Annotated in this window: 23 protein-coding genes; 16 read left to right on the forward strand and 7 right to left on the reverse strand. The window is 71.8% G+C overall.

Features of this window, described 5'->3' with window-relative positions:
* The first annotated feature begins 56 nt into the window (after positions 1 to 56).
* Positions 57 to 2,279 (forward strand): cation-translocating P-type ATPase, encoded by a 2,223-nt coding sequence (locus Q0795_RS05565; protein ID WP_298888272.1) that lies wholly within the window; start codon positions 57 to 59, stop codon positions 2,277 to 2,279.
* An 825-nt stretch (positions 2,280 to 3,104) separates the two neighbouring features.
* Here the strand turns inward: Q0795_RS05565 and Q0795_RS05570 are convergent.
* The 4 genes from Q0795_RS05570 to Q0795_RS05585 all read right to left on the reverse strand — a co-directional run bounded on the left by Q0795_RS05570 (position 3,105) and on the right by Q0795_RS05585 (position 6,720).
* On the reverse strand, positions 3,105 to 3,515 hold the full coding sequence (locus Q0795_RS05570) for a four-helix bundle copper-binding protein (protein WP_075812239.1): 411 nt from the start codon (positions 3,513 to 3,515) through the stop codon (positions 3,105 to 3,107).
* Between the two features lie 273 nt (positions 3,516 to 3,788).
* Complete coding sequence (locus Q0795_RS05575) at positions 3,789 to 4,673, reverse strand: C40 family peptidase (protein WP_298887741.1); 885 nt, start codon at positions 4,671 to 4,673, stop codon at positions 3,789 to 3,791.
* Between the two features lie 170 nt (positions 4,674 to 4,843).
* Positions 4,844 to 6,001 (reverse strand): ATP-binding protein, encoded by a 1,158-nt coding sequence (locus Q0795_RS05580; RefSeq protein ID WP_298887744.1) that lies wholly within the window; start codon positions 5,999 to 6,001, stop codon positions 4,844 to 4,846.
* Positions 5,998 to 6,720: a response regulator transcription factor gene (locus Q0795_RS05585; protein WP_298887747.1), complete on the reverse strand. Its 723-nt coding sequence runs from the start codon at positions 6,718 to 6,720 to the stop codon at positions 5,998 to 6,000. Before Q0795_RS05585 ends, Q0795_RS05580 begins: the two co-directional genes overlap by 4 nt.
* 151 nt (positions 6,721 to 6,871) lie before the next feature.
* Between Q0795_RS05585 and Q0795_RS05590 the strand changes: the two genes are divergently transcribed.
* The 11 genes from Q0795_RS05590 (at position 6,872) to Q0795_RS05640 (ending at position 18,788) form a co-directional block, all read left to right on the forward strand.
* Positions 6,872 to 7,099, forward strand: a complete 228-nt coding sequence (locus Q0795_RS05590; RefSeq protein WP_298887750.1) for an SHOCT domain-containing protein — start codon at positions 6,872 to 6,874, stop codon at positions 7,097 to 7,099.
* A gap of 28 nt (positions 7,100 to 7,127) precedes the next feature.
* Complete coding sequence (locus Q0795_RS05595; RefSeq protein WP_298887753.1) at positions 7,128 to 8,624, forward strand: multicopper oxidase family protein; 1,497 nt, start codon at positions 7,128 to 7,130, stop codon at positions 8,622 to 8,624.
* A complete protein-coding gene (locus tag Q0795_RS05600; RefSeq protein ID WP_298887756.1) occupies positions 8,621 to 9,478 on the forward strand; it encodes a F510_1955 family glycosylhydrolase in 858 nt (285 codons plus the stop codon). Before Q0795_RS05595 ends, Q0795_RS05600 begins: the two co-directional genes overlap by 4 nt.
* 28 nt (positions 9,479 to 9,506) lie before the next feature.
* Positions 9,507 to 9,788, forward strand: a complete 282-nt coding sequence (locus Q0795_RS05605) for a hypothetical protein (protein WP_298887759.1) — start codon at positions 9,507 to 9,509, stop codon at positions 9,786 to 9,788.
* A gap of 166 nt (positions 9,789 to 9,954) precedes the next feature.
* Positions 9,955 to 12,714: a heavy metal translocating P-type ATPase gene (locus Q0795_RS05610; protein WP_298887762.1), complete on the forward strand. Its 2,760-nt coding sequence runs from the start codon at positions 9,955 to 9,957 to the stop codon at positions 12,712 to 12,714.
* A gap of 36 nt (positions 12,715 to 12,750) precedes the next feature.
* Positions 12,751 to 13,032, forward strand: coding sequence for a metal-sensing transcriptional repressor (locus Q0795_RS05615; RefSeq protein ID WP_298887765.1), 282 nt, complete (start codon positions 12,751 to 12,753; stop codon positions 13,030 to 13,032).
* 115 nt (positions 13,033 to 13,147) lie between these two features.
* Positions 13,148 to 15,070: a Na+/H+ antiporter NhaA gene (gene nhaA / locus Q0795_RS05620; protein WP_298887768.1), complete on the forward strand. Its 1,923-nt coding sequence runs from the start codon at positions 13,148 to 13,150 to the stop codon at positions 15,068 to 15,070.
* A 31-nt stretch (positions 15,071 to 15,101) separates the two neighbouring features.
* Positions 15,102 to 16,019 (forward strand): cation diffusion facilitator family transporter, encoded by a 918-nt coding sequence (locus Q0795_RS05625; protein ID WP_298887770.1) that lies wholly within the window; start codon positions 15,102 to 15,104, stop codon positions 16,017 to 16,019.
* Between the two features lie 544 nt (positions 16,020 to 16,563).
* Positions 16,564 to 17,106, forward strand: a complete 543-nt coding sequence (locus Q0795_RS05630; protein ID WP_298887772.1) for a hypothetical protein — start codon at positions 16,564 to 16,566, stop codon at positions 17,104 to 17,106.
* A gap of 31 nt (positions 17,107 to 17,137) precedes the next feature.
* Positions 17,138 to 17,416 (forward strand): hypothetical protein, encoded by a 279-nt coding sequence (locus Q0795_RS05635; protein ID WP_298887774.1) that lies wholly within the window; start codon positions 17,138 to 17,140, stop codon positions 17,414 to 17,416.
* 379 nt (positions 17,417 to 17,795) lie between these two features.
* Positions 17,796 to 18,788, forward strand: a complete 993-nt coding sequence (locus tag Q0795_RS05640) for a cytochrome D1 domain-containing protein (protein ID WP_298887777.1) — start codon at positions 17,796 to 17,798, stop codon at positions 18,786 to 18,788.
* A 118-nt stretch (positions 18,789 to 18,906) separates the two neighbouring features.
* On the opposite strand, the gene Q0795_RS05645 is transcribed toward Q0795_RS05640, so the two are convergent.
* A complete protein-coding gene (locus Q0795_RS05645; RefSeq protein ID WP_298887780.1) occupies positions 18,907 to 19,308 on the reverse strand; it encodes a hypothetical protein in 402 nt (133 codons plus the stop codon).
* Positions 19,309 to 19,473: 165 nt separating this feature from the next.
* On the opposite strand from Q0795_RS05645, the gene Q0795_RS05650 reads away from it, so the two are divergent.
* From Q0795_RS05650 to Q0795_RS05665, 4 genes are all read left to right on the forward strand, one after another.
* Positions 19,474 to 19,740, forward strand: coding sequence for a glutaredoxin (locus Q0795_RS05650; RefSeq protein WP_298887782.1), 267 nt, complete (start codon positions 19,474 to 19,476; stop codon positions 19,738 to 19,740).
* Position 19,741: 1 nt separating this feature from the next.
* Complete coding sequence (locus Q0795_RS05655; protein ID WP_298887784.1) at positions 19,742 to 20,734, forward strand: cytochrome c biogenesis CcdA family protein; 993 nt, start codon at positions 19,742 to 19,744, stop codon at positions 20,732 to 20,734.
* Between the two features lie 10 nt (positions 20,735 to 20,744).
* Positions 20,745 to 21,362: a peroxiredoxin gene (locus tag Q0795_RS05660; protein WP_238695430.1), complete on the forward strand. Its 618-nt coding sequence runs from the start codon at positions 20,745 to 20,747 to the stop codon at positions 21,360 to 21,362.
* A gap of 318 nt (positions 21,363 to 21,680) precedes the next feature.
* Positions 21,681 to 22,307, forward strand: a complete 627-nt coding sequence (locus Q0795_RS05665; protein ID WP_298887792.1) for a class I SAM-dependent methyltransferase — start codon at positions 21,681 to 21,683, stop codon at positions 22,305 to 22,307.
* Between the two features lie 91 nt (positions 22,308 to 22,398).
* Here the strand turns inward: Q0795_RS05665 and Q0795_RS05670 are convergent, their stop codons facing one another.
* Both Q0795_RS05670 and Q0795_RS05675 read right to left on the reverse strand, forming a co-directional pair.
* Positions 22,399 to 22,854, reverse strand: coding sequence for a multicopper oxidase domain-containing protein (locus Q0795_RS05670; RefSeq protein WP_298888274.1), 456 nt, complete (start codon positions 22,852 to 22,854; stop codon positions 22,399 to 22,401).
* Positions 22,745 to 24,025, reverse strand: a complete 1,281-nt coding sequence (locus Q0795_RS05675) for a multicopper oxidase domain-containing protein (RefSeq protein WP_298887794.1) — start codon at positions 24,023 to 24,025, stop codon at positions 22,745 to 22,747. The genes Q0795_RS05670 and Q0795_RS05675 overlap by 110 nt, the downstream gene beginning before the upstream one ends.
* Between the last annotated feature and the right edge of the window lie 172 nt (positions 24,026 to 24,197).

Here is a 24,197-nt window from a genome sequence, read left to right on the forward strand (position 1 = left end):
CCCAGGTGGAGGCGTCGGCCGAGCAGACGCGTGACCTCGAGCTGCTGGTCGGGGGAATGACGTGCGCGTCGTGCGCCAGCCGCATCGAGAAGAAGCTGAACAAGCTGCCCGGCGTCACCGCGACCGTGAACTACGCCACCGAGAAGGCCAAGGTCACCTTCGGTGGAGACGTCGAACCGGCCGACCTTCTCGCCACGGTGGAGGCGGCCGGGTACACCGCCGCCCTTCCGGCCCCGGCCCCTGCCGGGTCCGACCAGGACGACACGCAGCGGGCCGGGGACCGCGAGGCCGACGCCTGGCGCCAGCGACTGCTCGTCTCGGGCGTCCTGACCGTGCCGGTGGTGCTGATGTCCATGGTCCCGGCGCTGCAGTTCGACAACTGGCAGTGGGTGTCCCTGACCCTGGCCTCCCCGGTCGTGGTGTGGGGCGCGCTGCCGTTTCACCGCGCGGCCTGGACCAACGCCCGCCACGGCGCCGCCACGATGGACACCCTGATCTCGGTCGGGGTGACCGCGGCCTACCTGTGGTCGCTGTGGGCGCTGCTGTTCACGCACGCCGGCACGACCGGGATGCGGATGCCGTTCGAGCTGCTGCCCAGCCGCTCCGGCGGCGAGGCGCACATCTACCTCGAGGTCGCCGCCGCAGTCACGACCTTCATCATCGCAGGCCGGTACTTCGAGGCCCGCGCCAAGCGGACCTCCGGCGCGGCGCTGCGCGCACTGCTGGACATGGGCGCCAAGGACGTGGCCGTGCTCCGGGACGGCCCCGACGGGCCGGTCGAGTCCCGGGTGCCGGTCGCCCAGCTCGCGGTCGACGACCGGTTCGTCGTCCGGCCGGGGGAGAAGATCGCCACAGACGGTACCGTGGTCAGCGGCACCTCGGCGGTCGATGCCTCCATGCTCACCGGTGAGTCGGTCCCGGTCGAGGTCGGCCCCGACGACAGTGTCGCCGGAGCCACCGTCAACGTCGGGGGCCGGCTGGTCGTGCGGGCCACCCGCGTCGGCTCCGACACCCTCCTGGCGCAGATGGCGCGTCTGGTCGAGGACGCCCAGAACGGCAAGGCCGAGGTGCAGCGCCTGGCCGATCGCATCTCCGCGGTGTTCGTGCCGATCGTGATCGGGCTGTCCCTGGCCACCCTCGTCGCCTGGTTGGTGGCCGGTGCCTCCGCGACGGCGGCGTTCACCGCCGCCGTCGCCGTGCTGATCATCGCCTGCCCGTGCGCGCTCGGGCTGGCGACGCCCACGGCGCTGCTTGTCGGCACCGGCCGCGGCGCCCAGCTCGGCATCCTCATCAAGGGGCCCCAGATCCTGGAGTCCACCCGCCGGGTCGACACCATAGTGTTGGACAAGACCGGCACCGTCACCACCGGGCGCATGGGCGTCATCGGCGTGCACCCCGCTGACGGCGAGTGCCTCGAGGAGGTCCTCGCCCTGGCAGGCTCCCTGGAGGACGCCTCGGAGCACCCCATCGGCAGGGCGGTCGCCGACCACGCCCGGGCCACCGGGCAGCACCTGGTCCCGGTGCACGACTTCGCCGCCCACGGCGGCAACGGCGTCTCCGGCGTCGTCGAGGGTCGCGCCGTCCTGGCGGGCCGCCGTTCCTGGCTGGCCGCCGAGTGGGCGCTCACCGTGCCGGCGGACCTGCTCGAGGCGGCTGAGCGTGCCGAGGCCGAGGGACGCACCCCCGTGTGGGTGGCCTGGGACGGCCAGGTCCGCGCGGTCGTGGTCGTGGCCGACACGATCAAGGACACGTCGGCACAGGCGATCACCGAGCTGCGCCAGCTCGGGCTGCGACCGGTGCTGCTGACCGGCGACAACACCCGGGCGGCCCAGGCCGTGGCGCACGCGGTCGGCATCGCGCCCGGTGACGTGGTCGCCGAGGTGCTACCGGCCGGCAAGGTCGCCGAGGTCAAGCGCCTGCAGGACCAGGGCGCGATCGTGGCGATGGTCGGCGACGGCGTCAACGACGCCGCCGCCCTGGCCCAGGCCGACCTGGGACTGGCGATGGGCACGGGCACCGACGTGGCCATCGAGGCCTCCGACCTGACCCTGGTCACCGGCGACCTGCGCGCCGCCGCCGACGCCATCCGCCTGGCCCGGGCCACCCTGGGCACCATCAAGGGCAACCTGTTCTGGGCCTTCGCCTACAACGTCGCAGCCCTGCCGCTGGCCGCTGCCGGCCTGCTCAACCCCCTCATCGCCGGCGCCGCGATGGCGTTCAGCTCGGTGTTCGTGGTTACCAACAGCCTGCGGCTGCGTCGTTTCGACCCCAGCCGCTGAACTCCGCGCGGCGCAGGCGTCGGAGCCGCCGGGTGAGGGCGGTCCACGAAGGTCCTACGGCCCGCCACGGGCGGGGACGGTGAACCGCCTCGAGGTTCGCCGTGTCGCCCGTGCAGTCGATCCTGCCCAGACGGTGGGCAGTTCCGCCGCGGACCTGAACGCCGCGGCGGACCCGGGCACCGGCAGATTCAACAGCCCTCTCTGCTTGGCCCCGACGACGTTGAGGACCTTCGGATCCGAGGACATGGACGCCGCTGACCCTGGGTCCGAGCAACCCCTCCCGCTCGAGCATCGACCGGGTTCGCGCTGCTCACGTCGGCACTGACGTGGTTCACCCAGATCTACCCCTCGGCTCGCCAGGCGCGCCGGGTGCTCCCTGCAGCTCGAGGGCTTTGCCGTCACAGGCGGCGCCGAGGCACTCTGCGGGGTGTGCAGACAGCCGTCGCCGCTCGCGGGCTCGACACGCTCACGGCCGAGGGGTCAAGGTGCACATCGACCTTGCCCGGCACCGCGAAGGCCGTTTTCGGCGGCGGGTTCGCGGCCCTATCCCTCCCGCTGCTCCTTTCGCTCTACGGCTGCCCAATGTCCCCGTGGAACTGCCAGGGCGGTGCGCAGCAGCGGCAGGCGACGGTTCGAAGCACTTGAGCACTTGGACACCTGGCCACCGGGCTGCGACGGTCCGGTGCAGGCTGGGGAGAGCTCGTGGGGGGTTCGCCGCGTCGCCGTCGAGCACGTCCACGGTTCACCGGGCTGAGCGGTCCGGAGGTCCCCCGGCGAGGGTGGCGCTGGCCGGGAACCGGCGCCCCGGCCGGGGCCGGGCTCACGTCAGGCGAGGTCGGCGAGCAGGTCGGCGCACGCGGTTTCGCACCGTCGGCAGGCGTCGGCGCACACCTGGCAGTGCTCGTGCATCTGCGCATGCTTCGCGCACTCCTCGGCGCAGGCCCGGCACGCCTCACGGCACGCCTCGAGCACCGCTCGGGTGGTCTCGACGTTGGCACCGGTCTGGCGGGACAGGACGTTGCCGGTGGCGGCGCAGACGTCGGCGCAGTCGAGGTTCTTGCGGATGCAGGTGATCAGCTCTGCCACCATGTCCTCGGCAAGGCAGGCGTCTGCGCAGGCGGTACAGGTCTGGGCGCACTCGAAGCATGCCGCGATGCATTCCGCGAGCTTCTGCTTGTCCACCGTACCCAGGTCCTTGGGGTAGGTTTTCAGCATCGAGGTCACGTGGTGAGTCATGATGTCGCTCCTCCTCTTTCCCGACTGCGTGAATGGTGCTTCTGTCGAGCTGGTGACGGCGGGGCCAGGCAAGCACCTACCGCGTCTGCACGGTAGGGAGCAGTCTTGTGCCCGCCACCGGTGGCGCCCCACCGTGGGCCCGAGAGGCCGTGGCGTCCCAGGTGCACCGCGGAGGCCGCAACCGCGCCGGTGCTGCGGAGCCCTGCACCGGCTGACGGTGAAGGCACCGCCAGCGGCGCAGGGCTCGAGACCACCCGGCGGCTGAGCGTACGGTCAGCCGAGGCGGCCGTACCAGACGTTGTTCGACAGCAGGGGGCCGTAGCGGACGTCGGTGCTGGGGTTGAGGGCTTCGTAGGTCATGCCGTTGCCGGCGTAGATGCCGACGTGGTACCAGTCGTTGTAGAAGACGAGGTCGCCGGGCTGGGGGTCGGACACGGGGGTGACGGCGGCCTTCTGCCCGGCGACCGTGCGGGGGATGTCGATGCCGGCCTGCTTGAACACCCACCAGGTGTAGGCGGAGCAGTCGAAGGCTTGGGGCGGGGTGCCGTAGAGCACGTAGGGGTAGCCGACGTAGCTCGCCGCGATGTCGAACAGCGAGCCACCTACGGGGGCCGGCGCGGCCTGCTGCACCGGCGCGGGAGCGGCGGCAGGCTCCGGCTGCGGTGCGGCGGCAGGCTCCGGCTGCGCAGCGGGTGCGGCCTGCTGCGGCTGGGGGTGGTCCGCGGGCTGCTCGGTAGGTGGCGCCGGCGCCTCCGCCTGTGGAGCGGCGACCTGCGCGGCCGGCGGAACGGGCGGGTGCTCGTGCTCGTCCTCGATTGTGGTGCCGGTGAAGGAGGAGTGTCCCAGCAGCGTCTCGACCGGTTCTGCGTGGTCGGGGGCGCTGCGGGCGATGCTGCGGTCGGCGGCCGGCTGGGCCCGCAGCTCTGCCAGGGACTGTCCGCCCAGCCGTTCCAGTGCTGGCTCGGGATCGCTGCGGGAAGGGTCGACGCGAAGGGGCGAGGGCTCGTCGGGTGAGGTGAGCTCCTCGGCGCTGGGCTGCTTCAGCGGCGACGCCGACGCGGCCGTGACGGTGCCGACGACGAGGCCGCCGACCATCAGGACGGCGGCGCCGGTACGGGGGAGCGTGCTGGGCGCACGGTGCTTGCCGGTGGACTTCATGAAACCTCCGGGTCGTGCAGGACGACCTGGTCAGGGACAGGGACAGGGACAGGGGTGTCCCGCTGCGTCCGCCGCGGGACACGGGTGCGGCGCGGGCAGCGGGTCCTACGCTCTGCGCTCGATCTTGGGGTCCGGGACTGGTTGTGTTGAGATTTGATGGAGATGCGGGGTCAGGCGGTGGGGGTGTGGTCCTCGCCCCGCTGGTTCCGTGTGGCGGCCGGAAGGCTCACCCTGAAGGTGGCACCCTGCCCGGGCCCGTCGCTGGTCGCGGTGATGGATCCGCTGTGGGCGTCGACGAGGGCCTTGCTGATGGTCAGGCCGATGCCGGAGCCCGAGCGGTCGCGGTCGCGTGCGCTGTCGCCCCGGTAGAACCGTTCGAAGACGTGGGGCAGCTGGGCGGCGGGGATCCCTTCACCGTCGTCACGGACGGTGAGCACCACCTCGGGACTGTCGCGGCGGGCAGCCAGGTACACGGTGCCGCCGGCGGGTGTGTGCCGCAGGGCGTTGCTGAGCAGGTTGGTGAGCACCTGGCCGACCCGGGTGGGGTCGACCTCGACGAGGGCGTCCAGGGCGCGGGAGGTCTCCAGCTGCAGGTTCACGCCCTTGGCCGCGTAGGGCTCGCGCAGGGCGTCGGCCGCGGCGGAGAACAGCTCGGCCACCCGGACCGGCCGGCGGTCGAGGAGGAGGCGTCCTTCCTCCGCCCGGGACACCTCGTCGATGTCGTCGGCCAGCCGCGCCAGGCGGGCTGTCTGCTCGACCAGCACGGTCCTGGCCTCGGGTCCCAGGTTGATGACCCCGTCGGTGAGGCCCTCGTGGTAGGCGGCGAGGGTCGCGATCGGGGTGCGCAGCTCGTGCGCGAGGTCGGACAGCAGTCGCCGGCGGGTGTCCTCGACGCCTTGCAGGCGGTCGGCCATCACGTTGAAGGTCGCGGCGAGCGTGTCGAGCTCGGTGCCGGAGCCGGCGATGGCCACCCTCGCGGCGTAGTGACCCCGGGCCAGCTCGCGGGCGGCGTGCGTCAGCTCGGTCAAGGGTCGACGCAGCAGCCGGGCGAGGAACCAGGTGACGACGCCGGCCGCCACGACGGAGATGAGCAGTCCCCAGGCCAGGGAGATCAGCGAGGCGTCCCGGTAGGCCAGCTCGATGTGGACCAGCTCGGGGGAGTCGGCGGGGTGACCGGTCTGCAGCAGGTGGTCGTGGAAGATCGGTGGCCCGACGACCGCCGCGACCAGGCCGACCGTCAGCGCGCCGGCGAGCAGCACGAGCGTCTGGCCGATGAGGAGCCGGGTCGCCAGTCCCTGGTGCAGGGCCGGTCGGCGGGGCCCGCTCATCCCTGGCCCATGCGGTAGCCGACCCCGCGCACGGTGGTGACGTAGCGGGCCGTCTCCGGGTCGTCGCCGATCTTGCGGCGCAGGTGCGCGATGTGACTGTCGACGAGGTGCTCGTCACCCACCCAGCCACCACCCCAGACCTCCTCGATGAGCTGGCGGCGGGAGAAGGCGGTGCGGGGGCGCGAGGCGAGCGTGATGAGCAGGTCCCGCTGGGTCGGTGTCAGATCTACTCGTTCGCCCGCCAGACGCACCTCGAGCGCGGCCGAGTCGATCTGCAGGTCGCCGAAAACCCAGACGGGTTCGTGGGAGTAGGCGCGGGCCGGTGAGCCCGTCCGCGGGCGGCGCAAGACCGCCTGCACGCGCGCAACCAGCTCCCGGACGCTGAACGGCTTGGTGATGTAGTCATCGGCGCCCACCGACAGGCCGATGAGCCGGTCGACCTCGTCGGTGCGGGCCGTGACGACCACGATGTAACAGTCGGAGAACGTGCGGACCTGCCGGCACACCTCGATGCCGTCCAGCCCCGGCAGGCCGAGGTCGAGCACGACGACGTCGGGGCTGTGCTCGCGCACCGCGGCCAGCGCGTCCGGTCCGGTGTGGACCACGGTCGTCTCGTACCCGGCCTTGGACAGATAGGCCGCGACCATGCCGGCCAGGGCGCGCTCGTCCTCGACGACCAGGATCCGGGCGGCCGGTTCGGGGGGGCTTGCAGGTGCCATGCCCGCATCCTCCCGCACCGGCCACCGGCCGCCGACGCCGCGGGGGCCCTGAGGGGCGAGAACTTCACCAAACCTCCATCAACCGTGCGCCGCGCGCCAACCACCGAGGTCAAGACTGCTGGGTAGTGGCAACCGGAGGCAGGAGGTCGACATGCTGACGCACAGCATGGGCTGGGGCATGTGGTTCCTGATGGGTGTGAGCACGGTCGCTTTCTGGGCCCTCGTGCTCCTTGTCGTACGGGCGCTGCTGAACGTACCGCCGGCCGCCTCCCCGGACCCTGCCGGACCCGTCCTGCTGCTGCAGGAGCGCCTGGCCAGGGGAGAGCTCACCCCGGAGCAGTACGAGCAGCACCGTCGCCTCGTGGTCGACGGCCGCTGAGACGTCCCGACCCTTCCTGGAAGGAACCATGACCCGCCCCTCACGACGCCAGCTCATCATTGCCGGCCTTGGCCTGGGCGCCTCGGCGACCCTGGCCGCCTGCTCCGGGGGCGCCTCGGCGACCTCGCGCCCGGCCGCCGGTTTCGCGCTCCCCGAGCCCGTGGCCCCCACGGCCGGGCAGCCCGTGGTGAGCACCCGCCTGACAGCTGCTCCGGTCACCCTGGACCTGGGCGGCAGGACGGTGCAGACGTGGGCCTACGGGGACACCGCCCCCGGCCCAACGTTGCGGGCGACGGCCGGGGACCTGCTGCGGGTCACCCTGGACAACCAGCTGCCCGCCGACACCACCGTCCACTGGCACGGTGTCCGGCTGCGGCCGCAGGCCGACGGCGTGCCCGGCCTGACGCAGGACCCGGTCGGGACGGGGAAGAGCTTCCTGTACGAGTTCACCGCGCCCGACCCGGGCACCTACTTCTTCCACCCCCACGTCGGCACCCAGCTCGACCGCGGCCTGTACGCGCCGCTGATCATCGACGACCCGGCCGAGCCCGGCGACTACGACCTGGAGTGGGTCGTGGTCCTGGACGACTGGATCGACGGCACCGGCACCACCCCCGAGGAGGTGCTGGAGCAGCTGGTCGCCGACGGCGCCTCCGGCACCGACGGCACGGACCACGGGACGATGGCCGGCATGGACCACGGCTCGATGTCAGCAGGGCGGGGCGAGGCCCCCTGGGGCACCGACACCGGTGACGTGAGCTACCCCCACTACCTCATCAACGGCAAGCTGCCCGCCGACCCGCCGGTCCTGCAGGGCCGACCCGGGCAGCGGGTGAGGCTGCGCGTCATCAGCGCCGCGTCGGACACCATCTTCGCGGTCGCCCTGGGCGGGCACCGCATGACCCTCACCCACACCGACGGCTGGCCGGTCAGGCCGGTGCAGACCGACGCCTTCTACATCGGCATGGGGGAGCGCTACGACGCGGTGGTGACCCTGGAGTCGGGTGTCTTCCCGCTCGTGGCCCGCCCGGTGGGCAGGAGCACCGGCGGGCAGGGGTTGGCCGTGGTGCGCACCGCCACCGGTGCCGTGCCCGCGGCCGACGTGAGCCCGGGCGAGCTGGACGGGAAGGTCCTGGCCGGCTCGCAGCTCGAGCCGGACGACGCTGCCCGGCTGCCCGCCAAGGGTCCCGACGTGACGGCGGCGCTGACGCTCGGAGGGTCGATGGCGCCCTACCTCTGGACGATCAACGGCGCCCCGTACGGGCAGAACGAGCCGCTGCGGGTGGCGCCCGGGCAGCGCCTGCGGCTGAACGCGTCGAACATGACGATGATGCCGCACCCGCTGCACCTGCACGGGCACACCTTCGCCCTGCCCAACGGGCTGCGCAAGGACACCCTGCTCATGGCTCCCATGGAGTCCGTGGCGCTCGACCTCGACGCCGACAACCCAGGCGACTGGATGATCCACTGCCACAACACCTACCACGCCGAGGCCGGGATGATGATCGACCTGAGGTACACATGAGCACCCGCGAGTCGCGCCCGCACCGGGGTCTGGCGGCGGTGGCGGCCGCGGCCCTCGGCCTCGCTCTCGCGGGGTGCGCCCCGACGGCTGACAAAGGACCTTCGGACACAGAGGCGGGCATCGCGATCACCCACATCCACGCCGCCGTCCGCGACCCGGGCAGCGGCGACCTGCTGCTCGCCACGCACCAGGGCCTCTTCCGTCAGGACGGCGCCGACCTGGTGGCCGTCGGCCCGGTCATGGACCTGATGGGCTTCACCGTCGATGCCGACGGCACCTACTACGCCTCTGGCCACCCCGGCCTGCAGACGGACCTGCCCGAGCCGCTCGGGCTGATCACCTCCCGAGACCGGGGCGTGAGCTGGACCGTGGCCTCCCGCGGTGGTGAGTCCGACTTCCACGCCCTGACCGCCTCCACCAGCACGGTGACCGGCTACGACGGGACGTTGCGCACCTCCTCCGACCGGCGCACCTGGCAGGAACGCCCGATCGCCGCGCCGCCACGCGCGCTGGCCGCCTCCCCGGACGGGACGCTGCTGGCCACCACGGAGGCAGGGCTGCTGCGCAGCACCGACGACGGTGCCACCTGGAGCACGCTGACACCGCCGGAACCGGCGGTCCTGGTGGCCTGGGCCGACACGAGCACCGTGGTGGCCCTGACCACCGGCGGCAGGATCGCCACGAGCACCGACGCGGGGCAGAGCTGGACCCTGGGAGCGACCGTGCTCGGCGAGGCCGGGGCGCTGTCCGCCGGCCGGACCAGCGACGGGGCCCTGGAGGTGATCGCCGTGGTCGGCGACACCGTGATCCGCACCCTGGACGAGGGCGCCACCACCGAGGTCCTCGTGGGGTGACCACGCGACATGACGAAGGAGCAGCACCATGAGGCACCACGACCACCCCGACGCCGCATACCCGGCCTTATCCGGCCCCCAGGGCCCGCCCCCACCACTGCCGCTGTCCCCGACCGACCGTCCCCGCCAGCGGCACCAGCACGGCTGGCTGATGTGGCTCATGTGCCTGCCGATGCTCGCCCTGGTCGGGATCCTGCTCCTCACCGGCGCGGTGGGCGCCGGAGGCGTCCTCTACGCCCTGGCCTGCGTGGGGATGATGGCGGCCATGATGCTGTGGATGAACCACGGAGGCGGGCCGAGGGACCGTTGAGCGGCTGCACGGCAGGCGCCACATTGCCTGTCCGATCGTGCACCGCCATCGAATCTCCACCGTCCGACCACCGGACGGACAGACGGACCGCTGTATCGTCGAGATACCCCCCGAGGGTATGGATGCCGGCGGGGGGCTGTAGGAGCCCGAGAGAGGAAGCACGATCATGGATGTCCTGCTGACAGTGGCCACGGCGGCGGTGCTGACGGTCTTGACCGGCTGGTACTTCTTCGGCCCCAAGAAGTCCCGGCGCGCGGAGGTGGAGGGGGGACGTCAGGTCGTCACGGTGACCGTCAAGGGCGGCTACAGCCCCGACCTGGTCGAGGTCGTCCAGGGCGTGCCGGTCCGCCTGGTCTTCGACCGGCAGGAGAGCGGCGACTGCTCCTCCAGGGTGGTCCTTCCCGACTTCCGGATCAACGAGGCGCTCCCGGCGTACGCCAGCACCACCGTGGACTTCACCCCCCGGCAGACCGGAGAGTTCGGGTTCGCCTGCGGGATGAACATGCTCCACGGCAAGGTGAGGGTGGTGGCCGGTGACGCGGCGCAGCCGGGGGGTGAGGCGGCCGCGCTCCCTCGCACCGACGGGGAGCCCGAGCCGGCCGCCACTTCAGCCGGGCCGGCGACCGGCTCCGGCGCCGGGCAGGGCGACGACGCGGAGGCCACCGAGCGGGCCGCGGAGATCGCCGACCTGCGACGGCGGGTGATCATCGGCACGGTGCTGAGCCTGCCCCTGGTCTTCGCGGTGATGGCGCACGAGGTCTTCGGCGCCACCTGGGTGCCGGACCTGCTGATGAACCGCTGGTTCCAGCTGGCCCTGGTCACGCCCATCTTCTTCTACACCGGCTGGCCGATCCACCGTACCGGTTGGCTGGCTCTGTCCCACCGCACCGCCGAGATGAACTCGCTGATCACGCTGGGCACCATCGCGGCGTACGGCTACAGCCTTGTGGTCACCTTCGTCCCCTGGGTGCTGCCCGACATCGCCCAGGAGGTCTACTACGAGGCCGTCGCCGTCATCATCACGCTCATCCTGCTGGGCCGGCTGATCGAGACCAAGGCCAAGGCCGGCACCGGCGAGGCGATCCGGGCGCTCATCGGTCTGCAGCCGCGCACCGCGCGGGTCGTCCGCGCGGGCCAGGAGGTGGAGGTCCAGATCGAGGAGGTCGCCGTCGGCGACGTCGTCGTGGTCCGCCCCGGGGAGAAGCTGCCGGTGGACGGGCAGGTCCTCCAGGGCGCCTCCGCGGTGGACGAGTCCATGGTCACCGGTGAGCCGATCCCGGTCACCAAGACGGTCGGGGACACGGTCATCGGCGCCACGATCAACCAGACGGGCGCGTTCCGGTACACGGCCACCAAGGTCGGCGCGGAGACGATGCTCGCGCAGATCATCCAGCTGGTGCGCGAGGCGCAAGGGTCCAAGGCCCCGATTCAGCGGGTGGTCGACAAGGTCTCCAGCTACTTCGTGCCGGCCGTGATCATGATCGCGATCTGGACCTTCGCCCTCTGGGCGATCCTGGGCCCGCCACCGGCCCTGGTCTTCGCGCTGGTCGCGATGGTGTCGGTGCTGATCATCGCCTGCCCGTGCGCGCTGGGTCTGGCCACGCCCATGTCGATCACCGTGGGCACCGGCAAGGGCGCCACGAACGGCATCCTGATCCGCTCGGCCGAGGCGCTGGAGAGCGCGCACAAGCTCGACACCGTGGTGCTCGACAAGACCGGCACCATCACCAAGGGCGCCCCCTCGTTGACCGACGTGCTTCCGGCCCCGGGGTTCTCACCCCAGGACCTGCTCACGCTGGTCGCCGCCGTCGAGGCATCCTCCGAGCACCCGCTGGCGACCGCCATCGTGTCCGGGGCCGCGGAGCGCGGGCTGAGCCTGCCCGGGGCGACCGCCTTCGACTCCATCACCGGCCAGGGCGTGCGCGCGCTGGTGGCCGGCCGGGAGGTGCTGGTCGGCAACGACAGGCTGCTGTCCGCCGCGAGGATCGACGCGGCCGCGCTGCAGACCGATCTGCGGCGGCTGGCCCGAGAGGGCAAGACCCCGATGCTGGTCGCGGTCGACGGTCAGGCCGCGGGCGTCATCGGCGTGGCCGACACCGTCAAGGACGGCTCCGTCGCGGCCATCGCGGCCTTGCAGGAGCGCGGCCTCGAGGTCGTCATGATGACCGGAGACAACCGCGACACCGCCGCGGCCATCGCCCGCCAGGTGGGGATCACGCGGGTCCTGGCCGAGGTCATGCCCGAGCACAAGGCCAACGAGGTCAGGCGCCTGCAGGCCGAGGGCAAGGTCGTGGGCATGGTCGGCGACGGCATCAACGACGCCCCGGCCCTGGCCCAGGCGGACGTCGGCTCAGCCATCGGCACCGGCACCGACGTGGCCATCGAGTCCTCCGACATCACCCTGATCTCGGGCAGCCTCTCCGGACTGGTCACCGCCATCGACCTGTCGAAGGCCACCATGCGCAACATCCGGCAGAACCTGGTCTTCGCGTTCGGCTACAACGCCATCGGCATCCCGATCGCCGCCGGCGTGCTCTACCCCGCCCTCGGGCTGCTGCTCAGCCCGATCATCGCCGCCGCGGCCATGGCGCTCTCCTCGCTGTCCGTGGTCGCCAACGCCAACCGGCTGCGCGGCTTCACACCCAGACCCCTCGCGGCCCTCACCCAGGTCCCGGCCACCGACCCGGTGGTCGAGCTCGGCGCCGACCACCTCCAGGAGGACACCATGACCCATCACGACCACGACCACGGGCACCAGCCCGAGACCACCGTCACCGACCCCGTGTGCGGGATGAGCATCGACCCGACCACAGCCGCGGCCACCCGTGAGCACGACGGCACCACGTTCCACTTCTGCTCCGGGCACTGCGCCACGACCTTCGACACCGACCCCCACCGGTACGGGCACCCCAGCCCGACACCCTGACCGGCGCCCGAGGCGAGGACCGACAGGAGCGGCACGATGACCACCGGCACCCGCACCAGCCCCGTCGCGCTCCAGGTGCGCCTGCACCGGATCGAGGGACAGGTCCGCGGCATCAACGCCATGGTCACTGACGACAAGGACTGCATCGACATCCTCACCCAGGTCGCCGCCACGACCCGGGCCCTGCAGGCCGTCGCCCTGCTCCTGCTCGACGACCACCTCCACCAGTGCCTGCGGCAGCCCGACCCCACCGGGCGACCGCCGGAGGACCGGGTGGAGCAGGCCTCACGGGCAATCGCCCGGCTCGTGCGCAGCTGACCAGGCCCGCACCGCCCGGGCTGCTCCACCGTCCACCGGTGGAGCAGCCCGGGACGTGCCGCACCGGCGGCGCAGAACCGCGGGCGAAGCGCCATGAGCGGAGGAGAACCCCAGCATGCACGACGCCCACCTGGACACCGCAGACCCTCGCCGGGAACGCAGCGCCGGTGCCCTCCGGCGGTTCGTCGCGACGGAGAACTCCGGCGCGGTCGTCCTGCTGCTCGCCACAGTGGCCGCCCTGGTCTGGGCGAACTCACCGTGGCGGGCCGGGTACGAGGCGCTGTGGGGAACCGAGGCGGGCCTGCACGTCGGCCGGGTGGACCTGGTCCACAGCCTGCGGGACTGGGTGAACGAGGGCCTGATGGCGATCTTCTTCTTCGTCGCCGGGCTGGAGATCCGGCGCGAGTTCGACGTCGGCGACCTGCGCGAGCGCCGACGACTGGCGGCGCCGGTGATCGCCGCCCTCGGCGGGATGATCGTGCCCGCGCTGATCTTCGTGGCCCTGAACGCCGGTACCGACTCGGTGCGCGGCTGGGGCATCGTCGTGGGCACCGACACGGCGTTCGCGCTCGGCGTGCTGTCACTGTCACGCGGTGTCTCGGCGCGGGCACGCACGTTCCTGCTGACCCTCGTGGTGATCGACGACGGGATTGCCCTGAGCGTCATCGCCGTGGTGTACACCGAGAGGCTGTCGCTGGCGTGGCTGGCCGGGGCGGTCGCGGCCTTCGCGGTGATCCTGCTCCTGCGCGCCGCCGACGTGCGGTCGCTGCCCTGGTACACCGGCCTCGCCGTCCTCATGTGGGTGGCGGTGTCCGCGTCGGGGCTGCACGCCACCGTTGCGGGGGTCGCGGCCGGCCTGCTGGCGACGGCGACGTCGCCGGGACGGGAGGAGCTGCGACGGGCGGGGCTGTGGTGGCGACGCTTCCGCATGACGCCCACGCCGCAGATGGCGCACCGCGCCAGCCGCTCCATGGCCCAGGCAGTCTCTCCGAACGACCGGCTGCAACGGATGTTCCACCCCTGGTCCAGCTACGTCATCGTCCCCCTGTTCGCCCTTGCCAACGCCGGCCTGAGCGTGGACACCGCCACGCTCTGGCGCGCGGCGAGCTCACCGATCACCCTGGGCATCCTCCTGGGTCTGGTGGTCGGCAAGGCGGCGGGCGTGGTCGGGTCCACCTGGCTGGCCGCCCGCCCCGGCGTCGGCGGCCTGCCGCTGACCGTCCCCTGGTCCTCCCTGGCCGGTATCGGCATGGTCGCCGGCATCGGCTTCACCGTCTCCCTGCTCATCGCCGACATCAGCTTCGACGGCCCCGAGCTGGAGGAGGCCAAGATCGGCATCCTGACCGGGTCCACCCTGGCCGCACTCCTGGCCTGGCTGATCTTCCGGCTCCTGCCCCGGATGCCGCTGCGGGTCCGCACCGCCGGAGCCGGACGGGTGGCAGCTCCCCTTCTCGATCTGGCGGTGCCGCCCGACCCGGCCATCGACCACCGCACCGGCTCCCAGGACGCCGGTGCCGTGATCCTCTGGTACGGCGACTACCAGTGCGCCCACAGCGCGCACGCCCAGGCCGTGGTCGAGCAGGTCCGCAGCGAGCTGCCCGACCGGGTAGGCGTCGTCTTCCGGCACCTGCCGCTGGCCGACATCCACCCGCATGCGCAGGTGGCCGCAGAGGCCGCAGAGGCCGCGGCAGTGCAGGGCCGGTTCTGGGCCATGCACGCCGAGCTGTACCGGCACCACGCCGAACTGACCCGCAGCCGCATCCACCAGATTGCCGCCAGCCTGGACCTGGACATGGAGGCCTTCACCACCGCGCTGGACGCCGGCCTGCATGCGGGCCGCGTCGCACGGGACGTGGCCTCCGCCGATGCCTCCGGCGCCGTGGGAACCCCCACGGTCTTCGTCAACGGCAGGCGCCACCGGGGACCCCTGGAGCCGGGGCCGCTGGCGCAGACGGTCACCGAGGCCCTGCTGCTGGTGGAGCCCGCGCGTGGCACGAGCCGCAGCCCGTCGGCGGGCGACCGGACGGCTGAGGCGTAGCCGAGCAGCACAACCATCAAGGAGGAGCGACATGAACCAGACCGGTCACGGCACCCACGTCCCTGGCGGAGGTGACCGACGAGCACTGGTGATCTCCGGCTGGCTCACCGGCATCTACTTCGTCATCGAGCTGGCCGTCGGGCTGTGGTCCGGCTCGGTGGCGGTGATCTCCGATGCGTTCCACACCTTCTCGGCCGTCGGCGGGGTGCTCATCGCCCTCGTCGCGCAGCGGCTGAGCCGACGTCCCGCGACCGCGCAGGAGACCTTCGGCTGGGGCCGGGCGGAGATCCTCGGCGCCCTCTTCAACGGGGTGTTCCTGGCCCTGATGGCGGCCTACGTGTTCTGGATGGGCGCGATGCGCCTGGCCGACCCGATCGAGCTGCCCACCACCGTGATGCTGTGGGTGGCCGCCGGCGGGCTCCTCACCGAGGTGATCGCCTTCCGGCTCCTCTACCAGCGGCAGAAGACCAACCTCAACATCAAGGGGGCCTTCTGGCACATCCTGCAGACCTTCGTCGGCAGCCTCCTCATCATCATCTCGGCCCTGGTCATCCGCCTCACCGGTTTCCTGGCCATCGACCCGCTGCTCGGTATGGCCTTCGGCGTGGTGCTGCTCTGGGCGTCCTGGACCATCCTGCGCTCAGCGCTGCGCATCCTGCTGCAGGGCACCCCGGACAGCCTGGACCTCGGCGCGGTGATCACCGCCCTGAGCCAGGTGCCAGGCGTTCGCGACGTCCACCACGTGCACGCCTGGACCATCACCACCGGGCGCACCGTCTTCTCGGCACACCTGCACGTCCCTGAGGCGGAACGCGATGGTGATGCGGTGCTTCAGCAGTCCGCGCGCGTCTTGCGGGACCGGTTCGACGTCTATTTCTCCACCCTGCAGGTCGAGCGCTCCTGCGCCGCCGAGGACGCAGCCGACCTCGACATCACACCTCCGTCCTGACCTGCCCCGCCGCCCGACGTCGGACGGCGGACGTGCCTCGCAAGCCGCCCCCGCGCCCCGACGCAGCGCAACGTGACACGGCCCCCGCCCTCCTCTCTTGCCGGTCCGCCCCGATGCACGCCCGAGCTGCGGGCCCAGCGAACCCTTCCAAGGGCTCCCGGTTCGCCGCCCCTGCCCTGCGGGGCGTCACCAGATCGGCACCGAACCGTCACCTCGGCGACGTGGACGAGGGTCCATGCTGGGCTGACGGCGGTGACGACCGACCGATCGTGGGGAATCTCGACCGTGGGCCCCGGGCAACCGCCCGCCGCGCTGGCAAGGAGGTGCAGATGGACCCCAGGTTGCTCCTCAAGGTGCTGGGCCTTCGTCGCGAGCTCACAGTGCGAGACCGCTGGGCCGCAGCGCAGGTGCGCACCCACCAGGCCCGGGAGCTGGCGGCGTTGCGTGATCACAGTCAACGGAGATCGCGGTTTACCGCGAGTTCCACCGCGGCCGGACGCGGGCGCCGCTGGCTGAGCTGCCGATCCTGACCAAGGCGGTCCTCATGGACCGGTTCGACGACCTCATCACCCGAGGCGACCTGCGGCTGGCTCATGCACAGGCGCACCTGGCCGCCGGGGCCGGGGCGCAGCGGCTCATGGGTCGGTACTACGTCGCAGCCACGGCCGGCACCACGGGCGAGCCGGGCATCTTCGTCTGGGATGTCGACGAGTGGGCGGACGTCCTGGCCTCCTACAGTCGCGCCTACAGCTGGGCTGGGGCATCGGTGCGGCTGACCACGCGCACCAGGATGGCGGTGGTCAGCTCGACGGCGCCTTCGCACCAGTCCGCGCTGGTCGGGGCGAGCGTCGACAGTCGGTTCATCCCGACACTGCGGGTCGACTCCGGGGAACAGCTCGAGGACGTCGTCCGGCGGCTCAACCACTTCCGGCCCGACGTTCTGGTGGGTTACGCCAGCATGCTGGGGCTGCTGGCGGGGGAGCAGCGAGCAGGGCGCCTGCACGTGCGGCCGGCCCTTCATCCGCATCGGCGGCGTCCAGGGCAGAGCCGAGGAGGCGCTGCGCCTCCGCGCGGCCCGCGGCGGTGACGTCCTTGTCCAGCCCAACGTCGTCCACCGGGTGATGGAGCTGCCCCTCACCGGCTGGCAGGTCGTCCTGGACGACACGGGGATCACCATCCACATCACCGGCCTGGCGGAGCGTGTCGACACGGGCCAGGTCGCCCGGCGTCTGGCTGACGCGCTCGCGCTGGCGGGCGCCGTCGTACCTCCGGTCCGGGCCGTGCGGGTGCCGGCCGTCTCTCGGACCGCCCTCGGCAAGGCACCGTTGATCCGGTCCGTGCGCGGGGGCGGCGATCACCCTGGCCGGGGACAGGACGAGACCGCGGGCACCGACTAACGGAATTACATCAAATCGCCACCGGAACGCCCGTTCGTCACCGTCCGGAGGACTCACAGTTGTGGCGGTACGGGTCGCACCAGGTGGCCCACGCAACAGGAGATGTCCCATGGCAGACGAGCGACCCGGCAGGACCGATTTCCCTCTAGACAGAGAGCACGGTCGTCCGCGGCGGGCGACGGGCTGGGTGGTGGCCGGTGGACTGGCGATCGCCGTCGGAGGCACGGCGGCGGCTGTCGCGCTCGGGGGGGACGGTGGGACCGCGGGCACCGTGCCGGCGGTGCCGGCGGCCGCCCCGGAGTCCGCCGCCGCAACCCTCGCCCCGTCAGCCGCCGCACCGTCCAGCGCGGCACCGTCCACCGCGGCGGAGCATGAGGGGATGGTCACCGGTGCGGTGTGGGTGGCCAACGAGGAGGGCGCCAGCCTGAGCGTCATCGACGCGGGGACGAACACGGTCGTCACCACGGTGCGCGGGGTGGAGGGGCCGCACAACGTGCAGGTCTCACCCGACAGCGCCAGCGTGTGGGCGGTGAGCGGTCACGACTCGCTCGCCGTCGCGCTCGATGCGCGGTCGCTGGACCTGACCCGCACGGTGACCACCGGTGGGGCGCCCGCCCACGTCGTGATCAGCCCGGACGGGCGCACGGCATACACCAGCGACGGCGCCGACGGCACCGTGACCGTGATCGACACGGCGTCCGGCGAGGTGCAGGCGACGATCCCGGTGGGTGCCGGGCCGCACGGGCTGCGCCCCAGCCCCGACGGCCGCTGGCTGGTCGTGGCCAACGTGGCGGGCAGCACGCTGAGCGTGGTCGACACCAGCACCCGCACCACGGTGGCCGACATCGAGGTCGGCAGGGCGCCGGCACAGGTCGCCTTCTCCCCTGACGGGCGGTTCGTGTACGCCTCGGTCAGCGCCCAGGACGAGGTGGTCAAGGTCGACATGGCCAGTCGCGAGGTCGTCGGCCGGGTCGCGGTCGGGGACGGGCCGATCCAGACCTACGTCAGCCCCGACGACCGTTACCTGCTGGCCGCCAACCAGGGCACCGAGGCAGCACCGGGGACGAGCCTGTCGGTCATCGACACCGGGACGTTCACGGTGGCGGGGACCGTGGAGACCGGTCAGGGTGCCCACGGGGTCGTGGTCGACCCCTCCGGGCGTCACGCCTACGTCACCAACCTCTACGCCGACGACGTTGCGGTCGTGGACCTGGACGAGCTGCGGGTCGTCGCGCGTGTCCCGGTCGGGGACACGCCCAACGGCATCAGCTTCTCCAGCACGCCCGTACCGGCCCAGGCACCGGTGACCCTGGACGTGCCGAAGGGCGCTACCGAGGACGGCGGGGGAACCGGCGGCCACGGCGGCCACTAGGGCCCGGAGCCCGGCCGGCCCAGGCCGGCCGGCCCGGAGCCCGGCCGGCCCAGGCCGGCCGGGCTGGACGCGCCCGCCCAGCGTAGGGGTGGTGGGGGACCGAGCGGCCCCGGGCAGGTCAGTGATGCCCGTCGTGCTCGGCGGGAGTCGTCACCGAGGGCGACGGAGTGGTGGGCGTCGGCGCGGGGGCGTCGGACGCGCCGATGCGTGGACCGATCACGAACGCGGACAGGGCGAACAGGGCGGTGAAGGCGACGACTCCCAGGGCCGGTGCCCACCCGGTGCCGAACCGCGAGCGGAGTCGGCGCAGCAGGGGGATGCTCAGCAGGAGGCCCACGACGTAGAGGACGCCGTTGCCCAGCGCACCGGTCAGCAGCGCGGTACCGGCGATCAGGCCGACGTGGTGCAGGACGTGCGGCACCATTCCCAGGGCCGCCCCGAAGCCGGCGCGGACCGTGGCCCACCAGCCCCTGGGAGATCGACCGGGCGGGGCGGACAGCTCGAGCGCAGATGTGGCCATAGCCACCACTGTGCAGGCCCCGCCCGGTCTCCCGACGGCAGTTCTGTGGAGATCCGATGGCGAGCCCCGCAGCGACGACAGCAAAACGCCATGAAACTGCCACGGCAGTCGCAGGGCGCGCCTGTGAGGCTGGTCCCGTCATCCCGGTGCAGGAGAGGAACCCCCGTGACCACAGTGCCGCGACCAGTGCAGGTCGCCGTCGTCGAGAACCCTGGCTGCCACTTCTGCGACGACGCGCACGCCGTGCTCGCCGGGCTCGCCCGGGACGGCCACGCGATCCAGGTCACCTCGCTCGACGCACGCGCCGCCGACGGCCAGGCACTGATGCGCGAGCATCGGGCCGCGATGACGCCGCTGGTGCTGGTCGACGGGTCCTTCTTCAGCCAGGGCAGGCTGCCGCGCCGCAAGCTCCTGCGCCTGCTCGGGGCCTGAGATGGGCGAGCTGCTCACCACCGGCTCCGTCCTGGCGGCCTTCCTCGCCGGCGGGGTGGCGCTCTTCGCCCCCTGCTGCATCGTGTTCCTCGCCCCCAGCTACCTCGCCGCCGCCGTGAAGAACCGGCGGTGGCGGTTGCTGCCGCTGACCTTCCTCTTCGCCGCCGGGCTCGCGCTGGTGCTGGTCCCGATCACCCTGGGCATCGGCCTGGTGGCCTCCGCAGTGGCGAACTACCACACCCCCCTGTACTACGCCGGCGGCGCGCTGATGCTGGCCCTCGCCGCGCTCAGCGTCTCCGGCCGCATGCTCACCCTGCCCGCCTCCCTGCGCGCCCCCGACACCCGAGGCGGTGACGGGCTGAGCTTCTTCAGCCTCGGCGTGTTCTCCGGCATCGCCAGCGCCTGCTGCGCACCCGTGCTGGCCGGCGTCATGACCCTGTCCGCGCTCTCCGGGTCGGCGGTCGGCGGCCTCACCCTGGGTATGGCGTACACGTTCGGCATGGTCTTCCCCCTGTTCCTCATCGCCCTGGGCTGGGACCGCTTCCGGCTCGGCGAGCGCAAGCTGCTGCAGGCACGGGCGATCCGGCTGCGGCTGGGCACCCGCGTGCTGCACACCAACTCGATCAACCTGGTGGTGGCCGCCGGGTTCGCCGCGATGGGCGTCTTCGTCCTCTACCTCGCCGGCACCGGCACGATGACCAGCGGCCCGGGCGTCCAGGTCGCGGCCGGTCGAGGCCTCGCCGGCTTCTTCACCCGGCTGGAGCAGTGGACCTCCCCGGTGCCAGAGCCGGTGCTCGGCCTCGCCGTGCTCGCCCTGGCCGCCGTCTTCGTCGTCGCCACCCTCCGCGACCGCCGTCGACCGGGAGCCGACGCCCCATCGGGCGAGGGCACGGACGGTGCGGACACGGCCGCCCAGGGCCCTGCCGGCGAGGGCTGCCACTCCGGCGCAGCACCACATACCCCAGGCGTCCCCGCAGACGACGCACGCACCTGAAGGAGCCGACGTGTCCACCAGATCAGCCCGTGAGTCCCGACTGGCCCGCATCGCCGACGAGACGCGGTCCGAAGAGCGCCGTCGCCGAGTCCGTCGGTACGGCCTAATCGGCACCGCGCTGGTGCTCGTCGCCGCGGTCGTCACCGCCATGCTGCTGACCTCGCGCCCGGCGTCCACCGAGCTCGCCGACGCCGCGCCGGACTTCACCCTGAGCGACACCGCAGGCGGCACCGTCAGCCTGGATCAGTTCCGCGGTCGCAACGTGGTCCTGTACTTCAACGAGGGAGCCGGCTGCCAGTCCTGCCTCGTGCAGATGGCCGAGATCGAGAAGAACGCGGCGCTGTTCGAGGGTCTCGACATCACCTTCCTGCCGATCGTGATGAACACCCGCGAGCAGATCACCACCGACATGCAGGTCAACGGGGTCCGCACCCCGTTCCTGCTGGACGACGGCCGCGTCTCCCAGGCCTACGGGACCCTGGGCAAGGGCATGCACGCCGGGCTGCCGGGCCACAGCTTCGTCCTCATCGACGGCGAAGGGCAGCGGCGCTGGTACGGGGAGTACCCCTCCATGTGGCTGCCACCGGCCGACCTGCTCGCCCAGCTTCAGAAGTCTCTGTCGGCCTGAGGGCACGGGCGGACACACTCGGGGAAGCGGTCAGGTCCGGTCATCTCTGAGGCGCCTCGCGTAGCTGGGGCCGGTCACGTCGAGGTGAAGGAGCCGAGTCGTCTGGACCCGTCGACGCGCCACCGAACGTGGAACTGGTCCGCGCCGATGCCGGTGTTCGGTTCTCTGGAACCGCTCTTGTAGTACACCTGGCCTGGTACGACCGCGCAGACCCCAGGGGCAGGGCGCCGGTCTGACCGCGCGGGGACCTACGACCGCCGCGACACCGCGCAGGTCGCGCACGACCGCTCGCGTTACTCTCCCACCGAGGGAGGACACATGCCGCGCATGTCCGCGATCGAAGCAGCGTTCTGCCGAGCGGCACCCTGGAAGGTGTTCTCGCAGCGGGTCCTCTTGCCGTGGGCGCTGGACGGTCACGTGATCTTCGGCGAGGTCTTGGAGGTCGGCGCGGGGAGCGGGGCCATGGCCGAGGCCGCTGCCCGCAGATTTCCGGAGGCCAGCATCACCGTGACGGACGTCGACGCGGCCATGGTCGCCGTTGCGCGCGCCCGGCTTGCCCCCTTACCGAACCTGCGCGTACGGACCGCAGACATGACCTCGCTGCCGTTCGCCACCGACCGGTTCGACGCAGTCATGTCGAACCTTGTGCTCCACCATGTCATCAGCTGGCGCGACGGTGCGGCCGAAGCCCTGCGGGTCCTCAAGCCCGGCGGTGTGCTTCTGGGGTACGACCTGACCAACACGCTCCTCGCACGGTTCGTGCACCACGCTGACCGATCGCCCCACCGCATGGTCTCCGCCGAGGAGCTCCTCGAGGGGCTGGCCGCTGCCGGCTTCACCGGCGTGAACGTCCAAGAGGCCGCACGGGATCACCTGATGCGGTTCCGCGCCTACAAGCCGGTCCGCACGCGTACGGGTGTCGATGCTCCTTTACCGCCGGGGTGACCCGTTGGCGGGCCTGATCCGCACTGTTCCGGTGCTGCTGCGGTCCTGGGAATCGCAGGCATGGATGGCTTCCCGCGCGCAGACGCGCTGCTCATGCCGGGTCCGGCGGGTAGGTGTCGACGTACGGCTCGGCCGCCTCGATCGGGTCGTGCGGGTCGGCGTCGTCCGGGCCGAGGCCGACGCGGAACTGGCCCATCATGTCGTGGTCCTCGTGCGGCAGGTTGTGGCAGTGCACCATGTACCTCCCCCTACGCTCGAACTTCATGATCACGCGCACGAGCTCGTCGGGACCGATGTACGCGACGTCCTTGGGGCCGCGTTCGTAGGCGAACGGCGCCCGCCCGTTGCGGCTGAGGATCTGGAAGTCCCCGAGGTGGATGTGCAGCGGGTGGAACCAGCCGCCGGAGCTGGTGTGCAGGTCCCAGATCTCCGCGTCGTCAAGGCCGGGGTCGGCGAGCACCTTCTTGTAGCCGCTGTCGATGACGTCGTCCCAGGTCGTCTCGTTGATGTTCCAGAGGTTGGTGACGTCCGACTTCTTCAGCTCCAGGTAGCGGCGCTTCACGCTCTGCGACGGCACCAGCGACATGGCGTCGCTCGAGGTGAGCGTCTGCGGGATGTTGGCCGGGCTCCACGTCGGGTCGGTCTTGTCGACCGGGGCGTCGGCGACCCTGAACGCCATGATCTTGTTGGTGGTCGAAGTCGACGTTCTTCTCGTTGCTGGCGTTCATCAGCCGGATCTCGGTGCCCGGGGCGTACTTGGAGAAGTCGATGAGGAACTCGTAGCGCTCGGCCGGCGCGTGCCGCCACCTGGTCACCTGGCGGGACGTCGGCATGAGGCCGCCGTCGGTGGCGACCATGGTGACCGGGGCGCCGTTGCTCAGGTAGGGCTGGTAGGAGCGGGAGACCGAGCCGTTGAGCAGCCGGAAGCGGTAGACACGGCGCTTGACCTGCATGACGGGCCACGGCTTGGCGTTGACCAGGACGATGTCGCCCCACAGGCCGGAGTGGTCCTTGTCGTCGTACCGGGCGACGCCGTTGCTGTAGAACATGATGTCGCTCAGCGTGAGCGGCACGTCGAACTCACCCTGCGGCAGCAGAGCCAGCTCCACCTTGTCGCGGATGTGGTACTGCGTCGCCAGGCCGGAGTAGACGTTCTCGCCCGTGATGTGCCTGGCGTGGTCGTGGTACCAGATGCTGCGCGCCGGCTGGTCGTTCTCGTACACGTACTCCTTCACGTACCCGGGCATCGTCCGGTCGTCGGCGTAGCCGTCGTACTCGGGCAGCGACGCGTGGCCGTGCAGGTGCGTGGACAGGGCAAACCCCTGGGACTCGTGACCGGCGTGCCCGCCGGTCAGGTCGAGCCCGTTGCGGACCCGCAGGCGGACCTTCGTGCCCCGCTCGACCGAGATGTACTGACCCGGGACCTTGCCGTTGTAGCCGATCACCGGCGTGAGGTAGTTGTTCAGGATCCGCGCCTGGCCCCTGCGGGCGGTCACGCTGTACAGCTCGGTCCGGACACCCTTCTCGACGTAGGTCTCGAGCGGGAGCTGCCGTTGCAGCGGCTGGAAGGCGGTCGTGAACGGGACCGGCATGTCGCGGCTGGATAGCTCGCTGGCAGCCTTGGCCTCCAGGGCGTTCCCCAAGGGTTGCGACATCCCGACGTAGCCGAGCGCTCCGATGCCCCCCGCGGCCATCAGCGTCCGACGTGTGAGTTCCATGGCTTCTCCTCGTGACAGGCCCCTGCCTGGTGGGCGTCGGACGCACGTTTCGCGGGGAGAGGTGCGCATTCCTTGCCCACGTCGAGTGTCTGCCGCTGACCTTGCGCGAACCTTGCACCGTGACCGACTCCGCGTACCGCCTGCCTGACCGACGGGCCCGCGCCGTCCGTAC

The organism is uncultured Serinicoccus sp., from assembly GCF_947487915.1.
In the GTDB taxonomy this organism is placed as follows: domain Bacteria; phylum Actinomycetota; class Actinomycetes; order Actinomycetales; family Dermatophilaceae; genus Ornithinicoccus.